The organism is uncultured Sphingomonas sp. (assembly GCF_913778135.1).
Lineage (GTDB): Bacteria > Pseudomonadota > Alphaproteobacteria > Sphingomonadales > Sphingomonadaceae > Sphingomonas.
Genome location: NZ_CAJYVU010000056.1, coordinates 19,965 through 44,058, shown reverse-complemented (window position 1 = coordinate 44,058; position 24,094 = coordinate 19,965). Strand labels below are relative to the sequence as shown.

General features: G+C 66.4%; 17 protein-coding genes and 1 riboswitch. Of the genes, 10 read left to right on the top strand and 7 right to left on the bottom strand.

Annotated features, from left to right (window positions below; all coding sequences use genetic code 11):
- Positions 1 to 230: 230 nt before the first annotated feature.
- Positions 231 to 437 (top strand): hypothetical protein, encoded by a 207-nt coding sequence (locus QZ847_RS06010; protein ID WP_294354261.1) that lies wholly within the window; start codon positions 231 to 233, stop codon positions 435 to 437.
- Between the two features lie 193 nt (positions 438 to 630).
- On the opposite strand, the gene QZ847_RS06005 is transcribed toward QZ847_RS06010, so the two are convergent.
- The 4 genes from QZ847_RS06005 to QZ847_RS05990 form a co-directional block, all read right to left on the bottom strand.
- Positions 631 to 1,875, bottom strand: a complete 1,245-nt coding sequence (locus QZ847_RS06005) for a cation:dicarboxylase symporter family transporter (RefSeq protein ID WP_294354258.1) — start codon at positions 1,873 to 1,875, stop codon at positions 631 to 633.
- Positions 1,872 to 2,909, bottom strand: coding sequence for an LLM class flavin-dependent oxidoreductase (locus QZ847_RS06000; RefSeq protein WP_294354256.1), 1,038 nt, complete (start codon positions 2,907 to 2,909; stop codon positions 1,872 to 1,874). The genes QZ847_RS06005 and QZ847_RS06000 overlap by 4 nt, the downstream gene beginning before the upstream one ends.
- Positions 2,906 to 3,820, bottom strand: coding sequence for an alpha-L-glutamate ligase (locus tag QZ847_RS05995; RefSeq protein ID WP_294354253.1), 915 nt, complete (start codon positions 3,818 to 3,820; stop codon positions 2,906 to 2,908). The genes QZ847_RS06000 and QZ847_RS05995 overlap by 4 nt, the downstream gene beginning before the upstream one ends.
- Positions 3,821 to 3,912: 92 nt before the next feature.
- Positions 3,913 to 5,277, bottom strand: a complete 1,365-nt coding sequence (locus tag QZ847_RS05990) for an FAD/NAD(P)-binding protein (protein WP_294354250.1) — start codon at positions 5,275 to 5,277, stop codon at positions 3,913 to 3,915.
- Between the two features lie 215 nt (positions 5,278 to 5,492).
- On the opposite strand from QZ847_RS05990, the gene epsC reads away from it, so the two are divergent.
- The 9 genes from epsC to QZ847_RS05945 all read left to right on the top strand — a co-directional run bounded on the left by epsC (position 5,493) and on the right by QZ847_RS05945 (position 18,853).
- Complete coding sequence (gene epsC / locus QZ847_RS05985; protein WP_294354247.1) at positions 5,493 to 6,449, top strand: serine O-acetyltransferase EpsC; 957 nt, start codon at positions 5,493 to 5,495, stop codon at positions 6,447 to 6,449.
- A 2-nt stretch (positions 6,450 to 6,451) separates the two neighbouring features.
- A complete protein-coding gene (locus tag QZ847_RS05980) occupies positions 6,452 to 7,234 on the top strand; it encodes a gamma-glutamyl-gamma-aminobutyrate hydrolase family protein (RefSeq protein WP_294354244.1) in 783 nt (260 codons plus the stop codon).
- A gap of 20 nt (positions 7,235 to 7,254) precedes the next feature.
- Complete coding sequence (locus QZ847_RS05975) at positions 7,255 to 7,467, top strand: hypothetical protein (protein WP_294354239.1); 213 nt, start codon at positions 7,255 to 7,257, stop codon at positions 7,465 to 7,467.
- 192 nt (positions 7,468 to 7,659) lie between these two features.
- Entirely contained in the window at positions 7,660 to 10,140 is a 2,481-nt protein-coding gene (locus QZ847_RS05970) for a TonB-dependent receptor (RefSeq protein WP_294354233.1), read from the top strand.
- A gap of 115 nt (positions 10,141 to 10,255) precedes the next feature.
- The gene (locus tag QZ847_RS05965) at positions 10,256 to 11,542 is read left to right on the top strand and encodes a dicarboxylate/amino acid:cation symporter (RefSeq protein WP_294354230.1); all 1,287 of its coding nucleotides are present in this window, start codon (positions 10,256 to 10,258) and stop codon (positions 11,540 to 11,542) included.
- Between the two features lie 602 nt (positions 11,543 to 12,144).
- Positions 12,145 to 12,375, top strand: a riboswitch (cobalamin riboswitch).
- Positions 12,376 to 12,619: 244 nt separating this feature from the next.
- Positions 12,620 to 14,584 (top strand): TonB-dependent receptor, encoded by a 1,965-nt coding sequence (locus tag QZ847_RS05960; protein ID WP_294354267.1) that lies wholly within the window; start codon positions 12,620 to 12,622, stop codon positions 14,582 to 14,584.
- Between the two features lie 357 nt (positions 14,585 to 14,941).
- Positions 14,942 to 15,364, top strand: coding sequence for a hypothetical protein (locus QZ847_RS05955; protein WP_294354227.1), 423 nt, complete (start codon positions 14,942 to 14,944; stop codon positions 15,362 to 15,364).
- A gap of 85 nt (positions 15,365 to 15,449) precedes the next feature.
- On the top strand, positions 15,450 to 17,522 hold the full coding sequence (locus QZ847_RS05950; RefSeq protein ID WP_294354225.1) for a TonB-dependent receptor: 2,073 nt from the start codon (positions 15,450 to 15,452) through the stop codon (positions 17,520 to 17,522).
- Positions 17,519 to 18,853 (top strand): PepSY domain-containing protein, encoded by a 1,335-nt coding sequence (locus QZ847_RS05945; RefSeq protein WP_294354221.1) that lies wholly within the window; start codon positions 17,519 to 17,521, stop codon positions 18,851 to 18,853. Before QZ847_RS05950 ends, QZ847_RS05945 begins: the two co-directional genes overlap by 4 nt.
- Before the next feature lie 200 nt (positions 18,854 to 19,053).
- Here QZ847_RS05945 and QZ847_RS05940 read toward each other — a convergent pair whose 3' ends face one another.
- From QZ847_RS05940 to QZ847_RS05930, 3 genes are all read right to left on the bottom strand, one after another.
- A complete protein-coding gene (locus tag QZ847_RS05940) occupies positions 19,054 to 20,355 on the bottom strand; it encodes a nitrate/sulfonate/bicarbonate ABC transporter ATP-binding protein (protein ID WP_294354219.1) in 1,302 nt (433 codons plus the stop codon).
- 14 nt (positions 20,356 to 20,369) lie between these two features.
- A complete protein-coding gene (locus QZ847_RS05935; RefSeq protein ID WP_294354265.1) occupies positions 20,370 to 22,040 on the bottom strand; it encodes an ABC transporter permease subunit in 1,671 nt (556 codons plus the stop codon).
- Between the two features lie 267 nt (positions 22,041 to 22,307).
- Entirely contained in the window at positions 22,308 to 23,690 is a 1,383-nt protein-coding gene (locus QZ847_RS05930) for a carbohydrate porin (RefSeq protein ID WP_294354216.1), read from the bottom strand.
- Positions 23,691 to 24,094 lie beyond the last annotated feature (404 nt).

Genomic DNA, 24,094 nt, shown 5'->3' with positions numbered 1-24,094 from the left:
CCCCCTGGTACACGGCGTTCAACGTCAAGCCCGGTGACGCATTGTATCTGGCACCGGCCGAGCGCGTCAGCGTGTGGCAATAGGATCGCGTAGCGTCGAGGTCGCTTCCATTTGACGGTGACGAGTTCGCACGCGTTGCTGGCACAGGAAAGCGCCTTGCGAAGCGTTCCGTATTTGTTCTAGCTAGTCGGACGCCGCCGATGCGGTGACTCGATTGCTGGAGCGACCCGATGCAGCACGATCTGCAACTGCGTGCGGCTGCGCGCGCGATCTACGACGCCTGCTATCCGACCGAGGATTGGGCGCCGGTCGGCTTCGACGAGGCCGAGCGATACGCGACCGTGCACTACAGGCAGGCGGTCGGCGCAGCCCGGCAAGCCCGCGCGGTTCTGACGAAACGCGGTGAACAGCTGGCCGAGCAAACATTTCTGAGATGAACGACCGTCCGGAATCAGGAAGCGGTGATTCCGTCCTGAAAGGCAGATTGTGGGTCAGTACATCATCGAGCGGCTGATCAGCATGTGTCACAATCGTCGGGCTGTGACCGAAAAACAGCATTCATTTCTGACCGGGATCACCCCGACCACCAGGCCGCTTTCTTTGACATAGCGCCATGCCGCGTGTCGCGCGTCAGACGGACACGCCCGATGCATCACGATCGTGTTCGGTCAGCACGGTCGTGACGGCCACGTCAGCTGTAACGTTCGCTGCTGTCGCGAACATGTCGGGGATGGTGTCCACTGCCAGGAACAACGGCAACAGTTCGATCGGCACGCCCACCGCGAGCGCAACCGGGGCGTAGGCGGCGAAGAAGCTGATCTGGTTCGGTAGCCCAGCGATGACCAAGTTGTTGAGCACCGCCAGCATCGCCACCACGACCAATTGGCCTAGCTCGAGATCGATGCCGTTCAACCGCGCGAGCGCCAGCGTGACGAGCGTGATCGCGCACGGCGCGCTGATGCGGAACAATGCCACCGCGAGCGGCAGGATCATGCCCGCCGTGCGCTCGGGCAGCCCGAGCGTGCGCACCGCCTGAAGCATCGCGGGCAGTGACGCGAGCGAAGATTGCGTGCTGAACGCGACCGTTTGCGCCGGCAATATCACGCGCAGGAACACGCGCACCGGCGTGCGCGAGGCGATTGCGACCAGCAGCACGAAGACCGCCAGCAGTGTCACGCCCGCGACCACGCGTGCGACGACGTACCAGGCGAGCAGCGCGCCGACTGCGAACCCGCTGCGCGCGGCGACGTCGAACGACAGCGCGAAGACGCCGACCGGCGCGGCGAGCAGGACCCAGCCGATGATCACCAGCAGCGGGTCGAGCAGGTTTCTGAATGCTTTCGTCACAGCTGCGGCCCGGTCGGGCTCGATCCGGCGCAGCGCGAGCGCGAAGATCAGCGCGAAGATGACGACCGGCACGATCGCACCCGCGGCGGCCGAGGCGATCGGGTTGACCGGCACCAGCGCGCGCAGCGTGTCGGCGAGCGGGGGCAGATCAGGCAGCTTCGCAGCCCCAGTCGTGACTCCCGACAAATTGGACACGTGCCAGCCGCTAAACATCGCCGAGCCGAGCGCGACGCCGAACAAAGCCGAGCCGAACAGGAACACGACGAACGCGCCGATCGCGCGTCGCGCCAGTCCGCCGGCAGGTGCTGCGTCACCGGCCATGCCGCCTTCACTGCCCAGCCCGGTGACCACCAGCGCGAAGACCAGCGGGATGATCGGCATCCTGAGCGCGTCGAGCCACAGCCCGCCGGCCGCCTGCACCGCCGGCAGAACGGCGGCGCGCGGCCCCGCGAGGTAGCCTGTACCGAGTCCCGCGATCAGCGCGGCCAGAATACGCGCCGCCGGCGGAACCCTCTGCAAAACCCTCACGCGGGTTCCGGCACCGCGGTCGGCACGGCCATGACCTGGGCGGCGAACCGTTCCATTTCCTCCTCCTGCGGGCTCATCTGTAGCAGCAGCAGGTCGAGCCCTGCGGCCTCATATTCTGCGATCCGCTCCTTCAACTGTTCGGGCGTGCCGACGAGGTTGGGGCGCAGCCCGCGGTTCGAAACCGAATATTCCTGCAGCTTCAGTTCGCGTTCCAGCTGCGTCCCCGACAGCCATTGATCGAAATTGGCGTAGCCTGCGGGCAGTTCGGTGACGGTGGTGATCCGCTCCAACTCTCGCTTCGCCTCGGCCTCGCTGTCGCGGACGATCGCGTAGGCGGCCATGCCGAAGGTCATCGGCGTGCCGCCCGCCGCGGCGCGGCGCGCGCGCATGTCGTCGATCTTGGGTGCGATTGCCGCCACCGGATCGCCGTGCATGACATAGGCGTCGCACTGCGCCGCGATCATCGTCTTCGCGGCGTCACTCTCCCCGCCGGCGTAGATGATCGGTCGGCTCTTCGGCTTGGGCGCGCAGATCGCATCCTGCGTCGTGTAGAAGCGGCCCTGGTAGCTGAAGCGATCCTCGCGCCACAGGCCATCGACCACGTCCAGCCACTCGGCGGTGCGCGCATAGCGATCGTCGTGCTTGTCGAACTGCAATCCGTATTGCTTCGCCTCGTCCGCCCACCAGCTCGACACGACATTGAGTGACAGGCGTCCGTCCGCGATCCGGTCGATGTTCGCCGCGGCCTTCGCGAACAACGCGGGGTGGTGGAAGTTCGGGCGTACCGCGACCATCAGCTCCAGCCGCTCGGTCACTGCCGCAAGCGCAGCGGCGGTCGACCACGCGTCGAGCGCGGGCTGCTCCACGCCCTTGATGTCGTTCAGGTTCAGCTCGGCGATCAGGGTCAGGTCATAGCCCCACCGCTCGGACGATTGCGCCAGTCGCCTGGCGTAATCCCACGTCGCCTCCATGCCTTCGTCGGAAACGTTGCGCAGCCAGCCGCCGAAGACAGGCATCCAATAACCGTATCTCACGCGCGTGCCTCCGCAATGCGTTGTTCGAGCCAGTCGACCAGCCGATCGTGCGGATCCCAGCCCAGCACGGTGAGCGGATCGGCGACAAAGTTGGAGAGCGCGTTGACGTCGTAGAAACGCGGCGTCCCGTCGCGGTCGTCGATCAGCACCTCGACCCCGCCGACGTCGATCCCCGCGGCGGCGACGATCGCCTCCGCGCCCGCGATCAACGCCGGGGCAGGCTCGACCGCCTTCATCGTGATGGTCGGGCGGCCGGGGAGTGCACACGCGTCCGCCGGGCACAGGTCGAAGCTGCCACCGCCGTCGACCTCCAGCGCGTAGAGGAAACGCCCCGCCAGCGTCTCGATCCGAGTGATGGTGCCGCCGCGCGCCGGCGCATATTCCTGCACCAGCAGCACACGGTCGATGCTGTCGGGCACCTGCCCGGCTGCGACCGCGGCGGCGAGCGCGGCGGGATCGTCGTAGCGCACGATGCCCGCGCCCGATCCGCCGATGTTCGCCTTGACCACGATCGGGAAGCGCAGGTCACGCGCCGCGGCGACCAGATCGGCGGCGCGGTGAACGACGCGCGTCGCCGGGATCGCCAGGCCGAGCCGTGCGATTAGCGACAACTGCCGTGCCTTTGAGGCATCGAGCGTCAGGGCGGGCGTGCCGTTCAGCACGGTTGCCCCTTGTGCCTCCCACTGCGCGAGCGCGGCCGCGGCGAAGAAGATTGGATGCTCGGGCGCGCGCAGGAAGCTCGACATGGCGATACGGTTGAAGATGACGCGGGCGGGCGGCGCGGTTGCGGCGGGATCGAAGGCGAGGCCGTCGGCGTGGATCGCGCGGTAATCGACGCCGCGACGGTCGAGCGCGGCGAACAGCGGCGCGAACCACTGCGGATGTTCGAACAGGATGGCGAGATCGGTCATGGCAACCACCGATTAAAGCACCTTGCAGCTGGTGGAGCGAAGTTTCGCTTTGCCGTCTGGCACGTCAGCTTGTCGCGCACGAAGCTCGCCGATCACAGTCCTTCGCCTGCGACCCAGTGTGCGTTCGACAGGTAGCGCGCGAGGTCCCACACCTGACGCCGGATGTCGGGCACCGCGGTGATCTCCCAGAACGCGCCTCGTGTCATCGGCCCGACGGCGAAGATGCTCTCGTTCGCTTGCCCGTCGAACGAGCGGACACGTGCCGTCGCGTCGACATCGATCCCAAGCCGCTCCGCGTCGGGGCGTATGGTGCCGTGCGCGATCATGTCGCCCAGCAACGGTTCGTCCACCTGCGTCACGTCACCCTGCGGGCCGACGCAATTGATGATGCGCGACACGTCCAGCGTGGTGGTGGTGGCCGTGCCGCGTGCGCGCCACACGACGTTGAGCTTCTTGTCGGCGACCTCCGCATGACAGATCTTGCCGGCGCGTACCTCCAGTCGGCCAGCCTCGATCAGGCACGCGATCCGATCGGCCACCCTGGGCGCAAGCCGGTGGCGGTGCACGTCCCACCACGGACGCAGATGGCGCAGGAAGCGCGCGCGGGTCGCGTCATCGGCACTCTGCCAGATCGCCTGCGTGAAGGGGCGTAGCTCGTCCACTGCGCTGCGCCAGCCGATGTCGGACGCGCGGTCGCGAACCGCGCGAAGCATCCGTGACAATGGCGGCGCCGGCCGCTCGCGTCGCCGCGCCGGGTGGGCGCCGCCCGAGGCATGGCGATGCGGCAGAAGTCCGCGGCGGGAGATCGCGATCATCCGGCCCTTGAACCCGGCGCTGTCGAGCTGCACCGCCACGTCGACCATCGTCAATCCGCTACCGATCAGCAACAGTGTGTCAGCCTCGCTCAGGCCGTGCGACAGATCGCCCAGCGCTGGTTGTATGCTCCAGGGATTGCGGATGAAGGCCGGATGGTCCGCGACCGGCTGCAGCGTGGCGGGTACGTGTGGCGGCAGGTTGCCGAGCGCCAGCACGACCGCATCGGTGTCAACGTGGCGACTATCCGACAAACGAACGCGGTGGCCGTCACCGCGCTCCTCCACGGCGAGAGCGTCCGCCGCGACGAGATCAAGCCGTCCGGGCGATGACGCCGCCGCGGTGTCGAGCAGATCGCGCAGATAGCCGCCGTAAAGACGGCGCGGGATGAAATCCGCGGCATCGAAGCCGTGGTCGTGGCTCGACAACCAGCGCACGAGATGATCGGGTTGATCGGGAAAGGCGCTCATGTTCGCGGTGCGCACGTTCAGCAGGTGTTCCGTCTGGCGCGTTCCGTAGGCGATGCCACGACCCAGCGCCGCTCGTTCGATCAGGGTCACACGCGGCCCGTCGTGTCGCAGCAGGTTGATCGCGAGCAACGTTCCCGAGAAGCCGCCGCCGATGATCGTCACATGCTTGATCAAGTAGTTGTCCTCGAAACGTCGAGCGGGGTTCACCGCCACAGGAATGTCGCCGCCGGTCGATAGGTTGCCTTTCCAGCGGTCTAGCAATCGTTTTAACACCTACTGCAAAGCTGGGATATCCTGCTCGACAGGAGTTTACCGCTGCGCATGTCCTCGATCCTCCAGTCACCTGTCTTTTTACCGGCGCCTGGGCACCGGCCGGGTGGTGCTGGCCGATGAGCCTCGCGGCGCTTCCGCGATCGGACGGGCGATCGGCGATCGACACTGCGGTGACGGCACTCCGTTCCGTACGTGACGAGGCGCGCCGTCGTTCGGCCCATCGGCCGGTCGGCGCATTCCCGTCCCGCCGCGGCGTGGCGGCGTTGATGGACCTGATCGCGTCCGCCCTGTTCCCGCGGCGGCTTGGCGGCTTCATCGGCAATGCGCGCGACGAGGATGGCTTCGTCGCGGCCAAGCTGATCGCGCTCGCCACCGAGCTGGAGCGCGAGGTCGCCGCCGAGCTGTCCTATTGGGAGGATGAGGCGCGCGGAGCCGGGTTCGAGGCCGACCAGCCGGCGACGATCGTGCGGCTGTTCATGGCGGCCCTGGGTGAAGTCCGTGCGCTGATCGACAGCGATGTCGCCGCGGCGTTCCTGGGCGATCCGGCGGCGCGCAGCGAGGATGAGATCCTGCTGTGCTATCCCGGTGCGATCGCGAGCCTGCATCACCGCGTCGCGCATCAGCTGTTTCAGCTCGGCGCGCCGATCGTGGCACGATTGATCTCCGAATTGGCCAATGAGCGGACGGGGATCGACATCCATCCCGGCGCGACGATCGGCCAAAGCTTCTTCATCGATCACGGCACGGGGGTCGTCATCGGCGAAACCGCGATCATCGGTGCGCGCGTGCGGCTCTACCAGCACGTCACGCTCGGCGCGCGCACGCCGCCAGGCGACGCGGCACCGACCCCGCGCAGCCGCCACGCGCGTCATCCGATCGTCGAGGACGATGTGGTGATCTATGCCGGATCGACGATCCTTGGCCGAGTCACCATCGGGCGGGGTGCGACGATCGGAGGCAACGTCTGGCTGCTGAGCGACGTGCCCGCGGGCAGCATCGTCTCGCAACCCGAGGCGCGCGTGCTCAATGCCGTTGGTGCGCAGGCGGTGCGTGAGCGGTTGGCGGAGCAATGAACGTGAGTGGAGCACGCAAGCCGCTGGTGGGGGTGCTGTGCTGCAACGAGGTGGCGCAGCGGCCGATCCAGGCGGTCGCCAGCCGCTTCGTCGCGCCGCTCGCACATTATGCCGGCGCATGCGTGATGCTGGTGCCCGCGATCGCCGATGTGAGCGACGCGGGCGCGCTGAGCGACCACCTCGACGGTCTGCTGCTCACCGGCTCGCGCTCCAACGTCGCCGCGCATCGCTACGGCGGCGAGGTGAATGACGGCGTTCGCGACGACGATCGCGATGAAGTCGCGCTCACGCTCTCTTCACGAATGATCGAGGCGGGCAAGCCGGTGTTCGGTATCTGCCGCGGCTTGCAGGAGCTGAACGTCCTGTTCGGTGGCACATTGTCGCGCGAGCCGTGTCGCGAGCGTCACCTGCGCGGCGGCTGGGACGCGCGGCCCTATGCCGAGCTGTTCAACCATCATCACGACGTCGAACTGACGGCCGGTGGCCGGCTGGCACGCGAGACGGGTCGCCGTTCGGTCTCGGTCAATTCGGTCCACGAACAGGCAATAGACCGGTTGGGCAGCGACCTGTCGATCGAGGCGCGTGCGTCGGGCGACGCGGTGGTCGAGGCGATCGCGGCGCGTCCTTGCGGCGCCGAGGTGCTGGCGGTGCAATGGCATCCCGAATGGGACGTCGAGGCGAACCCCGCCAACCGAGGCTTCTTTTCGCTGTTCGGCCAAGCGCTGCGCGACAGTGCCGCGATCCATCGCGGCGTTGCCGCAACACCTGCGTCATTCCCGCTTTGATCGTCACAAAGGAGGTAACCTTGAAGAAAATCGTCACCACGCTCGCGCTGTCGCTCGCACTCGGCGCCGCCGCCTGCGGCAGGTCGGATGAGGCCAGCAACACCGTTGCGGGCAGCGACATTGTGCTGAACGACGAGGACGCACTGACCGAGAACGACGCCGCGCTGGCGGCCGGTCCGCTCGACAATGCGACCGTGACGAACGCCAACAGCTCCGTGGGCAATGCTTTCTGACGCCTCACGCTCTTTCACCAACCCGCCAGGATGCTCCCTAGCGCAACCTGAGGCTCGCCGGCGTGTCCGGCGAGCCACTCTGTTTTCCGGAAACGTGAGCCGGTCGGGCCAGCGCGGAACAGGCGGGCAGACCGTTTCTTGATGCTGAATAAGAACGCGTGGCCAAGCCACCAATCAAAAGGGGTGCCCTGCATGACATACCGCCCGCTCGCACTTGCCGGAGCATCTGTCCTCGCGCTCGTCGCGCCGCTTGCCGATGCGCAGACGCCGACGCCGGGCACGCCTGCTGTCGCCGAACCCGCGCAGGCGGCACCCGCGGCCGATGCGGCGATCACTGCCGACGAGGGCAACGACATCATCGTGACCGGCACGCGCGCCGCCGGACGCACCCGGCTCGACAGCGTGTCGCCGGTCGATGTGCTGAGCGCAGCCAGCCTGCAACGCCAGGGCACGACCGAGGTCGCCGCCGCACTCGCGACGATCGCGCCGTCGATCGACTTCCCGCGCCCTTCCGCCAACGACGCCACCGACGCGATCCGTCCGGCGACGCTGCGCGGCCTGTCGCCCGATCAGACGCTGGTGCTGATCAACGGCATCCGTGGGCACACCTCGGCCAATCTCAACACCAACGGCACCGTTGGGCGCGGATCGGCGGCGGTCGACCTCAACACCGTGCCGACGTTCGCGCTCGACCGGATTGAGGTGCTGCGCGACGGTGCGTCGGCGCAATACGGCTCGGACGCGATCGCGGGGGTCATCAACCTGCGCCTGCGCGAGGCGCGTTTCGGCGGCGGCGCGCAGGTCAATTACGGCTTCTACGACACGCAGGTCGATACCGCGCGCAACAGCCGCCACGTGACGGGCGAGAACAGCGTCACCGTGTCGGCGTGGCAGGGCATCGGGTTCGGCGACGACGGCTTCGTCACGCTGACCGGCGAGTATCTGAAGCGGCAGCCGACCAACCGCGCCGATCTCGACACCCGCGTTTCCCCCGCGCGCGTGACTGGTCGCTACGGCGACCCGCAGGTCGAGCAATATACCGGCTTCGTCAATGCGGGCACCTCGCTGACCGACAACCTCAGCCTGTACGCGTTCGGCGGATACCAGGAACGCGACACGCGCAGTGCGGCATTCCCGCGCGTCAATCCCGCGGCGCAGACCACCGCGGCAGCGACGACGCGGCGCCAGCTCGCGCTCGCGGGCTACCCGGACGGGTTCCTGCCGCTCATCAACACCAAGACCAAGGACATCAACTCGGCGGCGGGCCTGCGTAGCACGCTGGGCGGTTTCGACCTCGACCTGTCGCTCAGCTACGGGCGCAACACGGTTGATTTCCGTACGCTCAATTCGGCCAATTACGCTTATGGCTCGGCCACCCCACGCAACTTCTACGACGGTGAGGTCGCCTACGACCAATATGTCGCCGGCCTGGATGTCACGCGCAAGTTCGACGTGTTCCAGTCGCTGAACCTCGCATTCGGGATCGAAGGGCGCCGCGAAGGGTACAAGATCAGCGCGGGCGAGCGCGCGTCCTACGGTTATCCCGCGGGTGCGACCGATGCGGTCGCCGGCTCCGCGCCTGGTGCACAAGGATTCGGTGGCTTCGATCCCCGCAACGCGACGAAGCGCAGCCGCCGCAGCGGCAGCGTCTACGTCGACGTCGAGGCGCAGGTGACCGACAGGCTGTTGTTCGGCATTGCCGGCCGCGCCGAGGATTATTCCGATTTCGGCAGCACCGCGAACGGCAAGCTGTCGGCACGCTACGACCTCGCCGACTGGTTCGCGCTGCGCGGCACCGCGTCGACCGGCTTCCGCGCGCCCTCGCTCCAGCAGCAATATTTCACGCAGGTCGCCTCGGTGGTGACCAACGGCACGCCCGTGCTGACGGGCACGGTGCCATCGACCAGCGACGTCGGACGCGCGCTCGGCGGCTTGCCGCTCGAACCCGAGAAGTCGACCAACCTGTCGCTCGGCACGGTGATCCGCGCCGGCGGGTTCGACCTGACGATCGACGCGTATCGCATCCACATCCGCGACCAGATCGGTTTGTCGGAGAATATCGCCGGGGCCGGCAATCCGCAGGTGCAGGCGATCCTGGCCCAAACCAACACCGGCGTGGCCGCCGCGCGCTTCTTCATCAACGGGCTGGCGTCCACCACCAAGGGGATCGACGCGGTGGCGCATTATCGCTGGCGCACGACGGCCGCGGGTGCGTTCGATTTCACGGTCGCGGGCAACATCAACGACGTGAAGGTCACGCGCGTGCCCACCTCCACCGCGACCCTCGACCCCGCGCCGACATTGTTCGCGCGCAGCCGCATCCTGACGCTGGAGGATGGCACCCCGCAGCAGAAGGTGACGGGCACGATCGACTGGTCGCTCGACCAGATCGGCGCGCTGGCACGCGTGACCTATTACGGCGACGTCAACCAGCCGGGAACGACACCCGCTGCCGATGTCCGCACCGGCGACCGCGCGATCACCGATCTGGAGCTGCGCTATTCCGCCACGCGCGGTGCGCAGATCGGCGTGGGGGTGAGCAACCTGTTCGACGTTTATCCGCGGCAAACCTCGATCGCGAACAACTCGACCGGCGTGCTGGGCTTTCCCTATTACTCGCCGTTCGGGTTCAACGGGCGCTTCCTCTACGTTCGCGCCGGGCTGAACTGGTGACGGCGGACCGCATGGGGTCATCGCAGTCCACGGGGCTCGTTGGCCATTCATGGCTTGGGTTGCCGACACTATTGCTTGTTTGGCCCAGCCGGCGCGACCGCCCATCTGTTCGTTCATGAGCACTCAAACGCCCAATCGCCTGCCGTCGTTCGGTGTGCAGGTCCTCGTCGGCATGGTCGCGGGCCTGGCACTCGGCCTGGTCGCGCGACAGACCGGCGGCGTCGACGGCGCGCTCGCGGTGACGCTCCACACGATCGGCACCATCTTCGTTCAGTTGCTGAAGGCGCTGGTGCCGGCGTTGGTCTTCACCGCGATCGTCGGATCGATCGCGGCGCTGCGCGACCTGAACAACGCCGCGCGGCTGGTGACGCAGACGCTGTTGTGGTTCGCCATCACCTCACTAATCGCGGTCACGATCGGCATCACGCTCGGCCTCGTGATCGAGCCCGGCATCCGCGCCGACGTCAGCGCCGCCGCCGCCGAGATGCCGACGACGCGCGGATCGTGGCTCGACTTCCTGACCGGGCTCGTCCCCGCCAACATGCTGGGCCTGTCCGCCGCGTCGCGCATCAAGGATGGCGCGGTGTCGACCACGCTCGGCTTCAACGTGCTGCAGATCATCGTTGCGGCAATCGCGATCGGCGCCGCTGCGGTGCGCGTCGGCGACGCGGGGGCGGCGTTCCTGGCGTTCAACACCTCCGCGCTCGCGGTCTTCCGCCGGTTGCTGCGCTGGATCATCGCGCTGACGCCGATCGGATCGGCCGCGCTGATCGGCGACGCGGTGGTGCGCTACGGATGGGACACGCTTTCGTCGCTCGGCGCGTTCGCGGGTGCGGTCTACCTCGGCCTCTTCCTTGTCCTGTTCGTCGTTTATCCTGCCCTGCTGCTGCTTCACGGGATCAGTCCGGCATGGTTCTTCCGCCGCGCCTGGCCCGCGATCCAGCTCGGCTTCGTGTCGCGCTCTTCGGTCGGCACGCTGCCGCTGACCGAGGAAGTGACCGAGCGCGCGCTCGGCGTGCCGCGCTCCTATTCGGCGTTCGCGGTGCCGCTCGGCTCCACGACCAAGATGGACGGCTGCGCGGCGATCTACCCCGCGGTGTCGGCGATCTTCGTCGCGCAATTCTTCAACGTCCCGCTTCACCTGGGCGACTATTTCCTGATCGCGTTCGTCTCGGTGCTGGGATCGGCCGCTACCGCGGGGCTGACCGGCGCGGCGGTGATGCTGACGCTGACTCTTTCAACGCTGGGACTGCCGCTCGCCGGAGCGGGGCTATTGCTGGCGATCGACCCGATCCTCGACATGGGGCGGACCGCGGTCAATGTCGCGGGTCAGATGCTGGTGCCGCTAATCGTCGCCAAACGCGAGCAACTCCTGCCAGGCCAGACCGAAGCATTGGCCTGACGCCGCACGCTTGCAGCAACGGTACGACGTCGACGGTGAAGCGGCGAAATTGGCTTGGGTGACCGGCGTGGACGTTCAAACCGTCGAACACACGCGCCTTGAACCAGCGTTCGACCCCGTTGACGACCATCCTGGCTGATCCGACGAGCGGGCTGCTGTATCGGTCGCGGCTGAACTCGATCGTCTCGCGAAGCGTCAGCGCGGGTGGTCGCCGAATCGGTAATTCTCTTTGCCTGCGTCGAGAAGGTGTTGCCGGCGTGGTCGATTGCCGGACTTTCGAGAGGCGGACCTTTTCTCCGGAATACGATCCCGATCGGGAAGCGAAGTGTGACAGCCATCCGGTTCTGACACCGCCTTCTTTCGGTGGGTTCGTGGGTGTCAAAACCTCCGGGCCACAATCTTCGAAGTGGCGGATTTTATGGTCATGGAAGCGGCCCACAGGGCTTTCCCGTAACGAACATGAGTTGGGATTGCAGAGGCGAGGGCAGGGTGGATTGCCCAGCTAACGGATCTGCGAACGTCGCTGACGAATAATCTCGAGCCGCGACTTCTTGTGCGCGCGAACCACAGCGGCTAGCTCGTTCCAGCTGATCGCTTGTCGACCAGCTGATGATCGCGCTGGTGCCCTGACAAGGGGCTTAAAAGGGAACACGGTGAGAAGCGTAGCTTCGAGGCCGAGGCTGTCCCTGCAACTGTAAGCGGCGAGCACGACGTGCGTGGTTCCTCGATCGGAACCGGCCACTGGAGGGCGCCCGATGGCGTCACCTGGGAAGGCTGCACGGCGCGGCGATGACCCGTGAGCCAGGAGACCTGCCAGCGTCGGGTCGCTCTTGCCTTGGCCCAGGGGATGGCTGCGGCACGGTTCTCCCGTCTGAGCGACGAACGTGCGGTGGAGGCCGCATCGGGTGTGTCCCGCGACGCTGATCGGCGTCGGCGCGCGGGCATGCCTGACCGTTCGTGACGGCACGCCTCCGCCGGTAGTCGCTTGACGCCCGGAGAAGTTCGATGACGAAGACGATAGCGTGGTACCTGGCGGCGATCGCTGCGGGTACGAGCCTGCCGAGCGCGGCGCAGACCATGCAGCCGAGCGAACCAGCCGATCAGACACGCAGCACCCCTCCCGCCGACATCGTCGTGTTCGGGCGCGGCGAGGCGAAGATCGGCGTCGCGCATGCCGCCAGTGAAGGAACCGTGGCGGGCAGCGACCTGCTGGTCCGTCCGCTGCTGCGCGTGGCCGAGCTGCTGGAGGCGGTGCCCGGCATGATCGCGGCGCAGCATTCGGGAAGCGGCAAGGCGAACCAGTATTTCCTGCGCGGGTTCAACCTCGATCACGGCACCGATTTCACCACCTATATCGACGGCGTGCAGATGAACCTGCGCACGCATGGGCACGGCCAGGGCTACCTCGACCTGAACGGTTTGATCCCCGAGATCGTCGCGCGCGAGGACTTCCGCAAAGGTCCTTACCGCGCCGATGGCGGCGACTTCGCGCTGGCGGGCGCCGCCTATATGACGACGATCGACGGCTATGACCGGCCGTGGCTGTCGGTCGAGGGCGGCTCGTACGACTACGCCCGGATCGCCGCGGGCGGCACGATCGACGGCGTCGGTGCGGGCGAGCTGACGCTGGTCGGTCAGGCGCGCGTCTACGACGGGCCGTGGCAGGAGCCCGAGCATCTGCGGCATCTGTCCGGCTTCGCCAAATACAGCGCGCCGACGGGGTCGGGCACGATCCAGGCGTCGCTCCACGCCTATCACGCAACCTGGCGCCCGACTGAGCAGATCCCCGAGCGGATCATCGGATCGGACCGCTGCGCCGACGTGTTCTGCTCGCCCGATCCGACCGCGCGCGGTCGCACCACACGGCTGATCGGCAACGTTGGTGTTACGCAGAATGACTGGCGCGCGAACGTCTACGGCCACTTCTACGACTGGTCGATGTACTCGAACCCGACCTATACCGATCCCGACGGCACCAGCGCGCAGATTCGCCAGTTCGATCGCCGCTGGATCGTCGGCGCGCGCGGTGAGAAGCGCTGGACGCTCGCGCCACAGCTCGCGCTGATGCTGGGCACGGAGAACCGCTTCGACCATATCGGTAGCGTCGGCGTCGACCGCACCGCCGCGCGCGCGTTCCTGTTCTCGCTCGGCCGCTACCACGTCGAGGAAGCATCGACCTCGCTCTACGGCGAGGCGACGTGGACGCCGCTCGCCGGCGTGCGCGTGATCGGCGGTTTGCGCGGCGATTATTACCATTACGACGTCCGCGCGCGCGACAGCGCGGCAGCTGCGGCCGGGACGGGGAGCGGCGACGACGCGATCCTCTCGCCCAAGGCATCGATCGCCTGGGCGCCGAGCGAGCAGGTCGAACTGTACGCCAACTGGGGCCGCGGCTTTCACTCCAACGACGTGCGCGGCGCGGTCAACGTCGACACGCCGGTCCCGGTGCTGGTGCGGGGCGACGGGCGCGAGGTCGGCGCGCGCTGGCAGGGTTCGGGGCTGACGCTTACGGCAACTTACTGGTGGCTCGACGTCGACAGCGAGCTGCGCTTCGTTGGCGATTCGAACGCGGTCGAGCCGACCGGGGCGAGCGAGCGGCACGGCTACGAGCTCGTTGCCTTCTGGCGTCCGCTACCGTGGCTGGCGCTCGACGGCAATTACACCGCCAGCCACTCGCGCTACGACAACGGCGACCGCATTCCCAACGCGTTCGAGAATGCCGCGTCGGCGGGCGCATCGATCGTGCTTGATCCGTGGGAGGCGAGCATTCGCGTGCGCCACCTCGGACCCTATCCGCTGATCGAGGACAACAGCGTGCGCGATCATGGCAGCACGGTCGTCAACCTGCGTGCGGCGCGAAAGTTCGGACGCTTCCAGGTGTACGGCGAGTTGCTCAACATCCTGAACAACCGCGACAAGGACATCGCCTACTATTACGAGTCCTACATTCCCGCGTTCGACACCGCAGGTCCGACCGATGGGCGTCTGAGCCGCGTGGTCGAGCCGCGCACCCTTCGCCTCGGCGCACGCGTAAACTTCTGACGTGCTCTTGCTGCCAGTCGCAAGGGCACGACTGGCAGTTCGAAGCTTGGTTGATCCCGTAACTGAACCATAGCTGCCGGCTTGTCGCGGAAATGCTGAGTTTTGAACGCGTCGTTTGTCGCGCCTTTTGCGACACCATAATGTCTGCTTCTGGGTGGCGAGCCGACGTTCAGCGGCGCGGGTTGTCCCACAACCGATCGCATTTTCGAGAAGGCGATTGGCTTCCCAAACCCTTTCACGGGACGCCTTCCGAGAAAAGGCCGTGAGACCGTTTGCCTCAGTGACACTTCCCATATGCACGGCTAGTCAGCCTGCGTGCAGGCTGTCCGGCATCTTCTCGCGCAACGCCATTTTGCCGTGCTGCTGTGTGCGGCGACGCTGTTGCTGAAGGTGCTGGTTCCCACCGGCTACATGATCGAGAGTGATCATGGCCGCATGACCGTCACGATCTGCTCGGGCTTTGGTCCGGCGACGATGACGATGGACATGCCGGACATGCACGGCGACATGCCCGATCACGGCAAGTCGAAGGATCACGGCAAGTCGAAGGATCACGGCAAGTCGAAGGATCACGGCAAGTCGAAGGATCACGGTAAGGCGGAGATGCCTTGCGCCTTCTCAGGCGTGTCGGCCGCGATGCTGGGGTCGATCGATCCCGTTCAGCTCGCCGCGCTGATCGTCTTCATCCTGGCGCTCGGCCTCATCACGACCATCCCGCCAGCACCCTCCCAATCGGCCTATCTGCGGCCTCCGCTGCGCGGACCACCTTCCTACCTCTGACCTGTCATTCCGCGCTCGCTCACCCGGCGCGACCACGAATTGCGGCCTGCGCCCAAAGGCGTCGGGCCGGTCAAAGGTATTTTCCATGTCCCGAATACACCTTCTGGCGGGTGCGGCTGCGCCCTGCCTGCTGCTGGCGATACCGGCCGCGGCACAGGTGCGCAGCTCCGACAGCGGGCAGTCGCAACGAGCCGACACTGCGGACCGTGACGCAACGGATATCGTCGTAACCGCCTCTCCAACCGTTGCCGAGGCGACCCGGCAGATCGAACGCACGCCGGGAGCCGTTGAGGTGGTGCCCGACACGGCTTTCAAGAACACGCCGGTCCAGACCATCAAGGATATCCTCCAGTATGTGCCCGGCGTGATCGTCCAGCCTCGGATGGGCGACGATGTCCGCCTATCGATCCGCGGTTCGGGGCTGTCGCGGGCCTACGGTGTGCGCGGCATCACGCTCACGATCGACGGCATCCCGATGAACACGTCGGATGGCCTGATCGACTTCTTCGAGGTCGATCCCAGCGCCTACGCTTACGTCGAAGTATTCAAGGGCGCGAACGCACTCCGTTACGGCTCGAACGCGCTGGGCGGCGCGATCAACCTCGTCACGCCGGTCGGCCGCGACGCGTCGCCGCTGGATGCAAGGCTCGATGTCGGCAGCTTCGGCTATGTGAAGGGGCAGGCGAGCACCGGCGGTATCTCCGGCGATCTCGACTATTTCGCGACTGTCTCCGCCCAGTCGATCGATGGCTACCGTGACCACAGCAACGGACGCCAGTTCCGCGGCAACCTCAATCTTGGCTACCGCATTTCGCCGGATGTCGAGACCCGCTTCTACGTTTATGCCACCGATACCAAGCAGCGCATTCCGGGCGAGGTCAGCAAGGACCAAGCGCTGGGAGACCCGCGCTCGGCCAATCCCGAGTGGGTGCGACAGGACCAGCAGCGCAACGTCCGCTCGATCCGCGTCGCCAACAAGACGACTGCGCGCTTGGGCGACGCCATTGTCGAGGCAGGCATCTTCTACAACAACCGGCACGTCCGGCATCCCATCTACCAGTGGCTCGACTTCACGGTTGACGACTATGGCGCGTTCGTGCGCGCGGTGGACGACCGTTCGCTCGGCTCGGTCCGAAACCGGCTGATCTTCGGCGCCAATCTACAGAACGGCACGATCGACACCGAGCAGTTCGTCAACCTGACCGGTGCGGTGAAGGGCGCACTTGCCGCCTCGATGGTCGACAAGTCCCGTAACCTGTCGGCCTATGCCGAGGACTCCCTGTTCGTGGCACCGAACCTCGCCTTGATTGGTGGACTCCAGTACCTCCACGCGCGCCGGGACCGGCGTGACCGTTTCCTGTCAGACGGCGACCAGTCCGGCGCCAAGAGCTACGACCTGTGGAGCCCTCGCGCCGGCATCCTTTGGGATGTGACCGCCGATGCGCAGGTGTTCGGCAACGTGTCGCGTAGCGCCGAGGTGCCGACCTACGACGCCAATTCGTTCGCGACACCGGCGAGCGGCAACCTGCGGGCGCAGCGCGCGACCACCTACGAGATCGGCACACGCGGCAAGCGCGGCGGGGTCGGGTGGGACGTCTCGCTCTACCGCTCGGAGATCAGAGACGAGCTGCAATGCCTGACGACAGGGCCGTTCAGCGCGTGCAGCGTCATCAACGTCGATCGTACCGTCCATCAGGGCGTCGAAGCCGGCCTGAACGCCGATCTACCGCTGTCGGCGCTTGCCAACCGGGACAGCCTCGCGGTTACGGCAGCTTACACCTACAGCGACTTCTTCTTCGATGATGACCGGCGCTACGGCGACAACCGGCTGCCGGGCATCCCCAAACACTATCTCCGCGCCGAGGTTCTCTACCGGCATCCGAGCGGCATCTACGCTGGACCGAACGTCGAGTGGGCACCCGGTCACTATTTCGCCGACAACGCCAACAGCCTCTCCGTCGACCCATATGCCCTGCTGGGCCTCAAGCTCGGCTATGATCGCGGCGGGCGCTGGTCGGCGTACGTCGAGGGCCGTAATCTGACGGACAAGCACTATATTTCCACGGTGGCTATCGCAGGCGTGGCGAGTGCCACGTCGGAAATCTTCAACCCGGGCATAGGACGGGCCGTGTTCGGCGGCCTGCGCTACCGCTGGTGACGGCCGCGACGCAAACGGCCGCTCGCCGCAGCGCGCCGGGCTCGCTCTATCCGCTGTTCTGGCGCTGGCACTTCTATGCCGGGCTGTTCGTGCTGCCCTTCATCCTGATCCTGTCGGTCACCGGCTCGATCTACCTGTTCAAGCCACAGATCGAGCGCTGGGAGGAGCGGTCCTGGCTGGGGCTGGGCACGGCCGGCGCCGTGTCGCCCGATCGCCAGTTGGCAGCAGCCCTCGCCGTGAACCCCAGCGCCCGCTTCAACCACTACCGCCTGCCCCGCGAAGCTGGAGACGCGGCGATGGTCCAGCTTGGACTGGCCGATGGCAAGCTGCGCGAGGTCTATGTCTCGCCGCAAGGCCGCGTGCTGGGGAGCCTTGATCCCGATGCGCGCATCGCCGCGGTGGTGGCGCGCATCCACGGCTCGCTGCTGATCGGGCGCTGGGGCGACTGGCTCGTCGAACTGGCGGCGAGTTGGACGATCGTGATGATCCTGACGGGACTGTACCTCTGGTGGCCGCGTCCGCTCCGGCTCGCCGGCACGCTGTGGCCGCGGCTCCGCCTACGTGGGCGTCCGCTGCTGAAGGACCTGCACCGCGTCACCGGCTTCTGGATCGCGGGGCTGCTGCTCGTCATGCTCGCCAGTGGCCTGCCGTGGGCCGGTGTCTGGGGCAGCGCATTTGCCTGGACCCGTGCCGAGCTTGGCTGGGTCAAGGGGCCGCAGGACTGGAAGATCGGCGTCGATGGCGGTCACGCCGGCCACGATCACGGCACGGCGATGCCGACGGCGCAGCCTGGTGTTGCGGGCGCGGGTCTTCCGCTGTCCGCCTTTGTGGCGAAAGCCCGAACCGAGCGCATGGCCTATCCGGTGCTGGTCCTGCCACCGCACGCGTCGCAGGCTTTCGGTCCACCGACGGGTGACGTGTGGACGGTCAAGTCGGCTGCACAGAACCGCACTCTGACTCGCCAGGTGACCTACAATCCCGCGACCGGCACGGAGACGGGACGGAGCGGCTTCGCCGATCAGCACCTGATCGACCGGGTCGTGAACACCGGCGTCGCCTGGCACGAGGGGCAGCTGTTCGGCGTCGCCAACCAGATCATTGGTGTCATCACAGCGTTCGCCCTGATCGGCCTCAGCGTCGTCGGCGTGCTGATGTGGCTGCGACGTCGCCCCGCGAACGGGTTCGGAGCACCCCCGGCAGCAAAGGTGAAGCTTGGTTGGGCGGCATTCGCGCTGGTCGCGCTCTGCGTCCTGCTGCCGCTTTTCGGGGTGTCCGTTCTGGTGATCCTGATCGTGGATCGGATCCGAAGGAGACTAGCCCCTTCGACATAGACGTTCACACAATCGAACGGCTCATGAGACTGCGCGGGTGTTCCCGGCGTTCATCCAGTTTCGGGAGGCTCAGCGCTTCCCAGAACATCAACAACAGCATGAAATGGGAATACGATTGCAGCCTGATTGTATCCGTTCACCAGCAATGTCGGTGTCACAACCGTTCGGTTGTGACACCTGCCGGACCACTACCGTCGGTTTCACGCGGGGTCATCAAGGCTGAATCTGTCCTCAATGTCGTTATAGGCAAACAGTTCGGCGTAACGCCCCCATTCCGTCACTGCCTTTAGCGTCACGTCGGCGAAGTCGGGCGACATGTGGTCTTCCAGCTCGTCGCGGAAGCGACGTGCTGGCGCCTGATGTGTCGGGCGTTCATCAAGCACCGTGCGGATATGACGGGCAAGTCGCACATGCGTCTCCAGCGTTCGACGAAAATTGGCTTTCCGCTGGTCCACGTCCTCTTGCGCAAAGGCATGCCCCCGCTTGGTCAGCACTGCATCGCCGTCTACCACATCGATGAATTGGAGCAGCTGAAGGCTTTCCACGATCGGGAACAGATCGTCGATTTCGAGCTGAAGCGTGTCAGCAAGCGTTGAGAGCGGCGCCCGTCCGAGGAACGGGGCGCCCTCGACTTCCTCGATCAGACCGGCGAGCGTATTCACCGACACGTCCGGCAGGGGACGGTCGATCCCGTGTTCGATGATGGGGCTGGCGGATGTGGCGGATGGCGCTGGCCGCTGCGTCATCCGCGCGTAGATCTGCTCGACCAAGTCCCGAAATGTCGGGTCGAGCCGGTCGCGCGGTTGCGGAAGATCGACACGGAACTCCGCGGCGATGCGCCCCGGATTGGATGACAATACCAAGATACGGTCGCACATGAGCACCGCCTCCTCGATATTGTGGGTGACGATCAGGATCGATGAGATACCGAGCTTGTCCTCGTCCCATAGGTCGAGAAGATCGGTGCGCAACGTCTCGGCGGTCAGCACATCGAGCGCCGAGAACGGCTCGTCCATCAGCAGTAGAGACGGTTCGACCACCAGCGCGCGCGCCAAGCCGACGCGCTGGCGCATTCCGCCCGACAGCTCCTTGGGAAAGGCATTCTCGAACCCGTCGAGGCCGATCAGGTCAATCGCGGCCAGCGCCCGCCGACGTCGTTCGTCCGCCGGCACCCGCTGCGCCTCGAGGCCCAGCTCGACGTTCTGCTGCACGGTCAGCCACGGCATGAGCGCAAACGACTGGAAGACCATCGCAACCGAACGGGGGGCGCCGGCGCCGTCGGGCTCGAACGTCAGCTCGCCCTCGGTCGGGCTGACCAGGCCGGCGATCGAGCGGAGCAGGGTCGATTTGCCGGAGCCGGACCGGCCGAGCAGGCCGACGACCTCGCCCTCGTTCACGGTCAGCGCAACATTGTCGAGAATGGGCGTTCCGCCCTCCACACCGCCGTAGCTGTGGCTTAGGTGCTCGATGGTGACGACGGGCTTGGGGCGGGCGATGGTCATGGCCTCGGGGTTCCTCAGGACAGGCGCAGGCGGCGTTCGGAGATGCGGTAGAGTGGGCGGAAGAGCAGGCGGTTGATCGCGATCACGAACACCGACATGACCATGATGCCGAGCAGCACGCGTGCGCTGTCGCCGGCCGCGGTCGCATCGGCGATGTAGCTGCCAAGCCCCGCGGCGCGCAGGTGGGTTGATCCCCAAGACACCGCCTCGGCGACGATGCTGGCGTTCCACGAGCCGCCCGATGCGGTCAGCGCGCCGGTGACGTAATAGGGAAAGATGCCGGGCAGGATCAGGCGTCGCCACCATTGCCAGCCCCGCACGCCGAACATCCGGCTGGCTTCGATCAGGTCATTGGGGATCGCGCTCGCGCCGGCGATGACGTTGAACAGGATATACCACTGGGTACCCAGCACCATCAGCGGCGACAGCCACACGTCCGCGTCGAGATGGAAGCGGACGATCGCGACGACCGCGATCGGGAACAGGACGTTGGCCGGAAATGCCGCCAGGAACTGCGCGACCGGCTGAACCCGCGCCGCCCAGCGCGGCCTAAGGCCAATCCAAACGCCGATCGGCACCCAGATCAGGCTGGCGATCACGATCAGCACGACGACGCGCAACAAGGTCAGCAGACCAAAACCGAGCGCCCGCACGGCATCACTCGGCGTCAGCGTATGCCCCAGGAAGCGGACGGCATAAACGCTCGCCGCGAGCGCCGCGGCGATGACCAGCACCGTCCACAGTCGCAACCCGGGCGACCTGTCGTCCTGGCGGGGCGAGAAGTGGCGGCGCTGAACCATCGGACGGGGCGCGGCCTCCGCGGTGAAGATGAGCGCCGCGCCGGCTCGCAGCGGCGCGGTCAGCGACGGCAGCAACCGCGCGCGACGAAAGAGATCGTACACCCACGAGCGGGGCGGGTCGGCGCTGGCGGTCTGTTCGACGCGAAAGCGATCCGCCCAGGCAATGATCGGCCGGAACACGAGCTGATCGTAGAGCAGGATGACCACCGCCATCGCGGCGACGGCCTGCACGACCGCGGCAAGGTCCTTTCGATCGATCGCCAGCGCCAGCCACGATCCGAAGCCCGGAAGCATGATCTGGGTGCGGCCGACGCTGATCGCCTCCGATGCGACGACGAAGAACCATCCGCCCGACATCGACATCATCGCGTTCCACACCAGACCGGGTGTGGAAAAGGGAAGCTCGACGCGCAGCAACCGGCGCAACGGCGACAGGCCGAAACCGCTGGCGACCTCGTTCAGGTCTGCGGGCACCTGTCGCAGCGACTGGTACAGGCTGAACGCCATGTTCCACGCCTGGCTGGTGAAGATCGCGAAGATCGCGGCGCATTCGACACCGATCCGGCTGCCAGGGAACAGCCCCATGAACGCGGTCACGGTGAAGGTCATGAAACCGAGAACCGGCACGGACTGGAGGATGTCGAGCGCCGGGATGATGACGAGTTCGGCACGCCTGCTCTTGGCCGCCGCGGTTGCGGCAAACACCGTGAAGACGAACGAGGCCACGAGCGCGGCGAACAGGCGGAGCGTGGTCAGCAGCGCATAGCGGGGCAGCTCACGCCAATCGAGCATGACCGCCTCCACCCGTAGCCGCGCCAGCGGCTCGACCGCGTCATGCACGCCGCTGGCAACCCCGACACCGGCGGCAAGCAGGATCGCGAACACCGCCAGATCAGGCCAACCAAGGCCGCCGCTGAGGCGGCGGGGCGAGAAGCCGAGGAAACCGGCGCGCTGCACATCGGGCGCTCTAGCCGTCACGTCGTCATCCTTTCCTCGAAATCCGGTGTCGCCGCGCGGCGATACCGCTGCGCGAGAAGTGCGCCGTCAACATCGTGCCGATGCACAGCAGCCGTGGAGTGCGAACGCGCGCACGGATGAGCAGGCGTGTGCCATGACAGGATATGGCGGAACCGGAACATCGGCCGGGCACCGTCAAAATGCGCCGTGGGCGCGAAATGCGAACACGTTGGCAGGACCGCGGTCACGATTGTAGCCGGGGTTGGCGACGAATTGATAATCGAGCGAGAACTCGGCGCCCTTCACCGCGACCAGCTTGTAATAGGCCTCCCCGATATACTCAGAACCGGGATGCGGCAGCCGACCATCGCCGACGAGAACGCCGAGACCGCCTGCGTCGAGATAACGCTGATGCTCGCGGCTGATGCCGTTGACGATGAAGACGGCGCCGACCGTATCGCCTTCGCGACCCCACCCGGCACCTTTGAGCGCAAGACCGAGCTGCGCGGTGTGATCGATGTCGGTGAAATCATAAGGCTCGACCTGCCCGTCAGCGATCCCGGCGCGCCCGAATACTCCGAGCTTATCGGTAACAGCCTGCTCGGCGTTGACACTGATCCCGGCACGGGTGCGCCGACGACGGACAAGGGCGGTGTCCGCATCATTTCCGGTGAGCCCGGACAGCTCCAGCGCTTCATCGAAGCGCCCGAACCGTCCGCGATTGCGGAATATCGTCACCCGCACGGCTCCTGGCCGACCGGCCAGCATGTGGCGGCGCTCGACCTCGCCATCGAGCTGATATTGCTGGAAGCCTGTTTCCAAGGACTCCCCGTTGGGCACCTTCGACAGGTTGAAAGCGCCCAGACGCAGCGTCCAGACACCCTGGTACCATTCGGCTGCCACGCCGGTGGTGTACCCCCAGGCATCGGCGGCATAGTCGAAGCTACCCGCATCGACCGCCGACCAGTTGAGGAAGTCAGCGCGGGGATCGTGTGCATAGCTGTTGGTGTCGAACACGTCGCCGACACCGAACTTGCCCGCGGTCAGCACCATGTGATCGCTCATGCGCGATCCGGCGAGTTGATTGGCGACCCCGGCCACCGCCTCCCGCTCCCCGCCCAGGCCGATCGTCTGGCGCAAGAAGAGCCGCTGGAGCCGGGAATAGGGGCTGGTGCGGCCGACCTTATAGGCCTCCGCACTCGAAAATCCGGCAACGCCGAGCGTGTTCGAAAGGCCGAAGCCCTGATCGATCTCGGGGTTCACCCACAACTCGCCCCCCGCCCACGGCCGCAAGCCGGCATATAGGGTCACGTCCACCGTTTCCCTGGCCTGACGCGGCGTAAGGCTGTTGGTGCCGCTGTACGGCGAGGCGAAGCCGGGGGTGCCTTGCAGGACGAACGTCGCCTGACCATGAAAAGCGACGCGTTGATCCGCAGGAACCACCTCGGGCGGGACCGTCGCGGCAGGCACAATGAGGGCGGGCGCGCGCTCCTGGATATCCTGCGCTTTTGCAGGCGCGTGAAGGGGCAGGCCGGCAAGCGCGCACGCGCTCGCCAGCAGCGATATGGTCCGGACCATGAAATTATCCTGCTTGCGTTCGATTACGGCGCTGCGGCGGCAATGCACCGGGCAACGTCACACCAGCGGCGGGCGCAAGATGCCGGACGTATAGAGGGCAAGACGGACGCGTCGGCTCAGATGCTCGACGCGGACGGTTTCAACGTGTGGTTCGACACGCAGCACAAGCAGGGTCATGACGACCTCCTAGTAGTCCGGGTTAAAATCCGGTCCGGGAGATCGACGTCATCGCAATCAGGCGATGGGCGCGAACTCCCCGACCGTTTCATGTCCCGCGGTGCGGATCAGCGGAGCAAAGCTCCTACTGTCGCCCTCGCTGGACACGGCGGTAGATCGGGCGTTCATCTTGGTCCTTCGTCTGGCGCGCAGGCGCGCCATGGCTACGAGTCGCGACAGTGCGACCG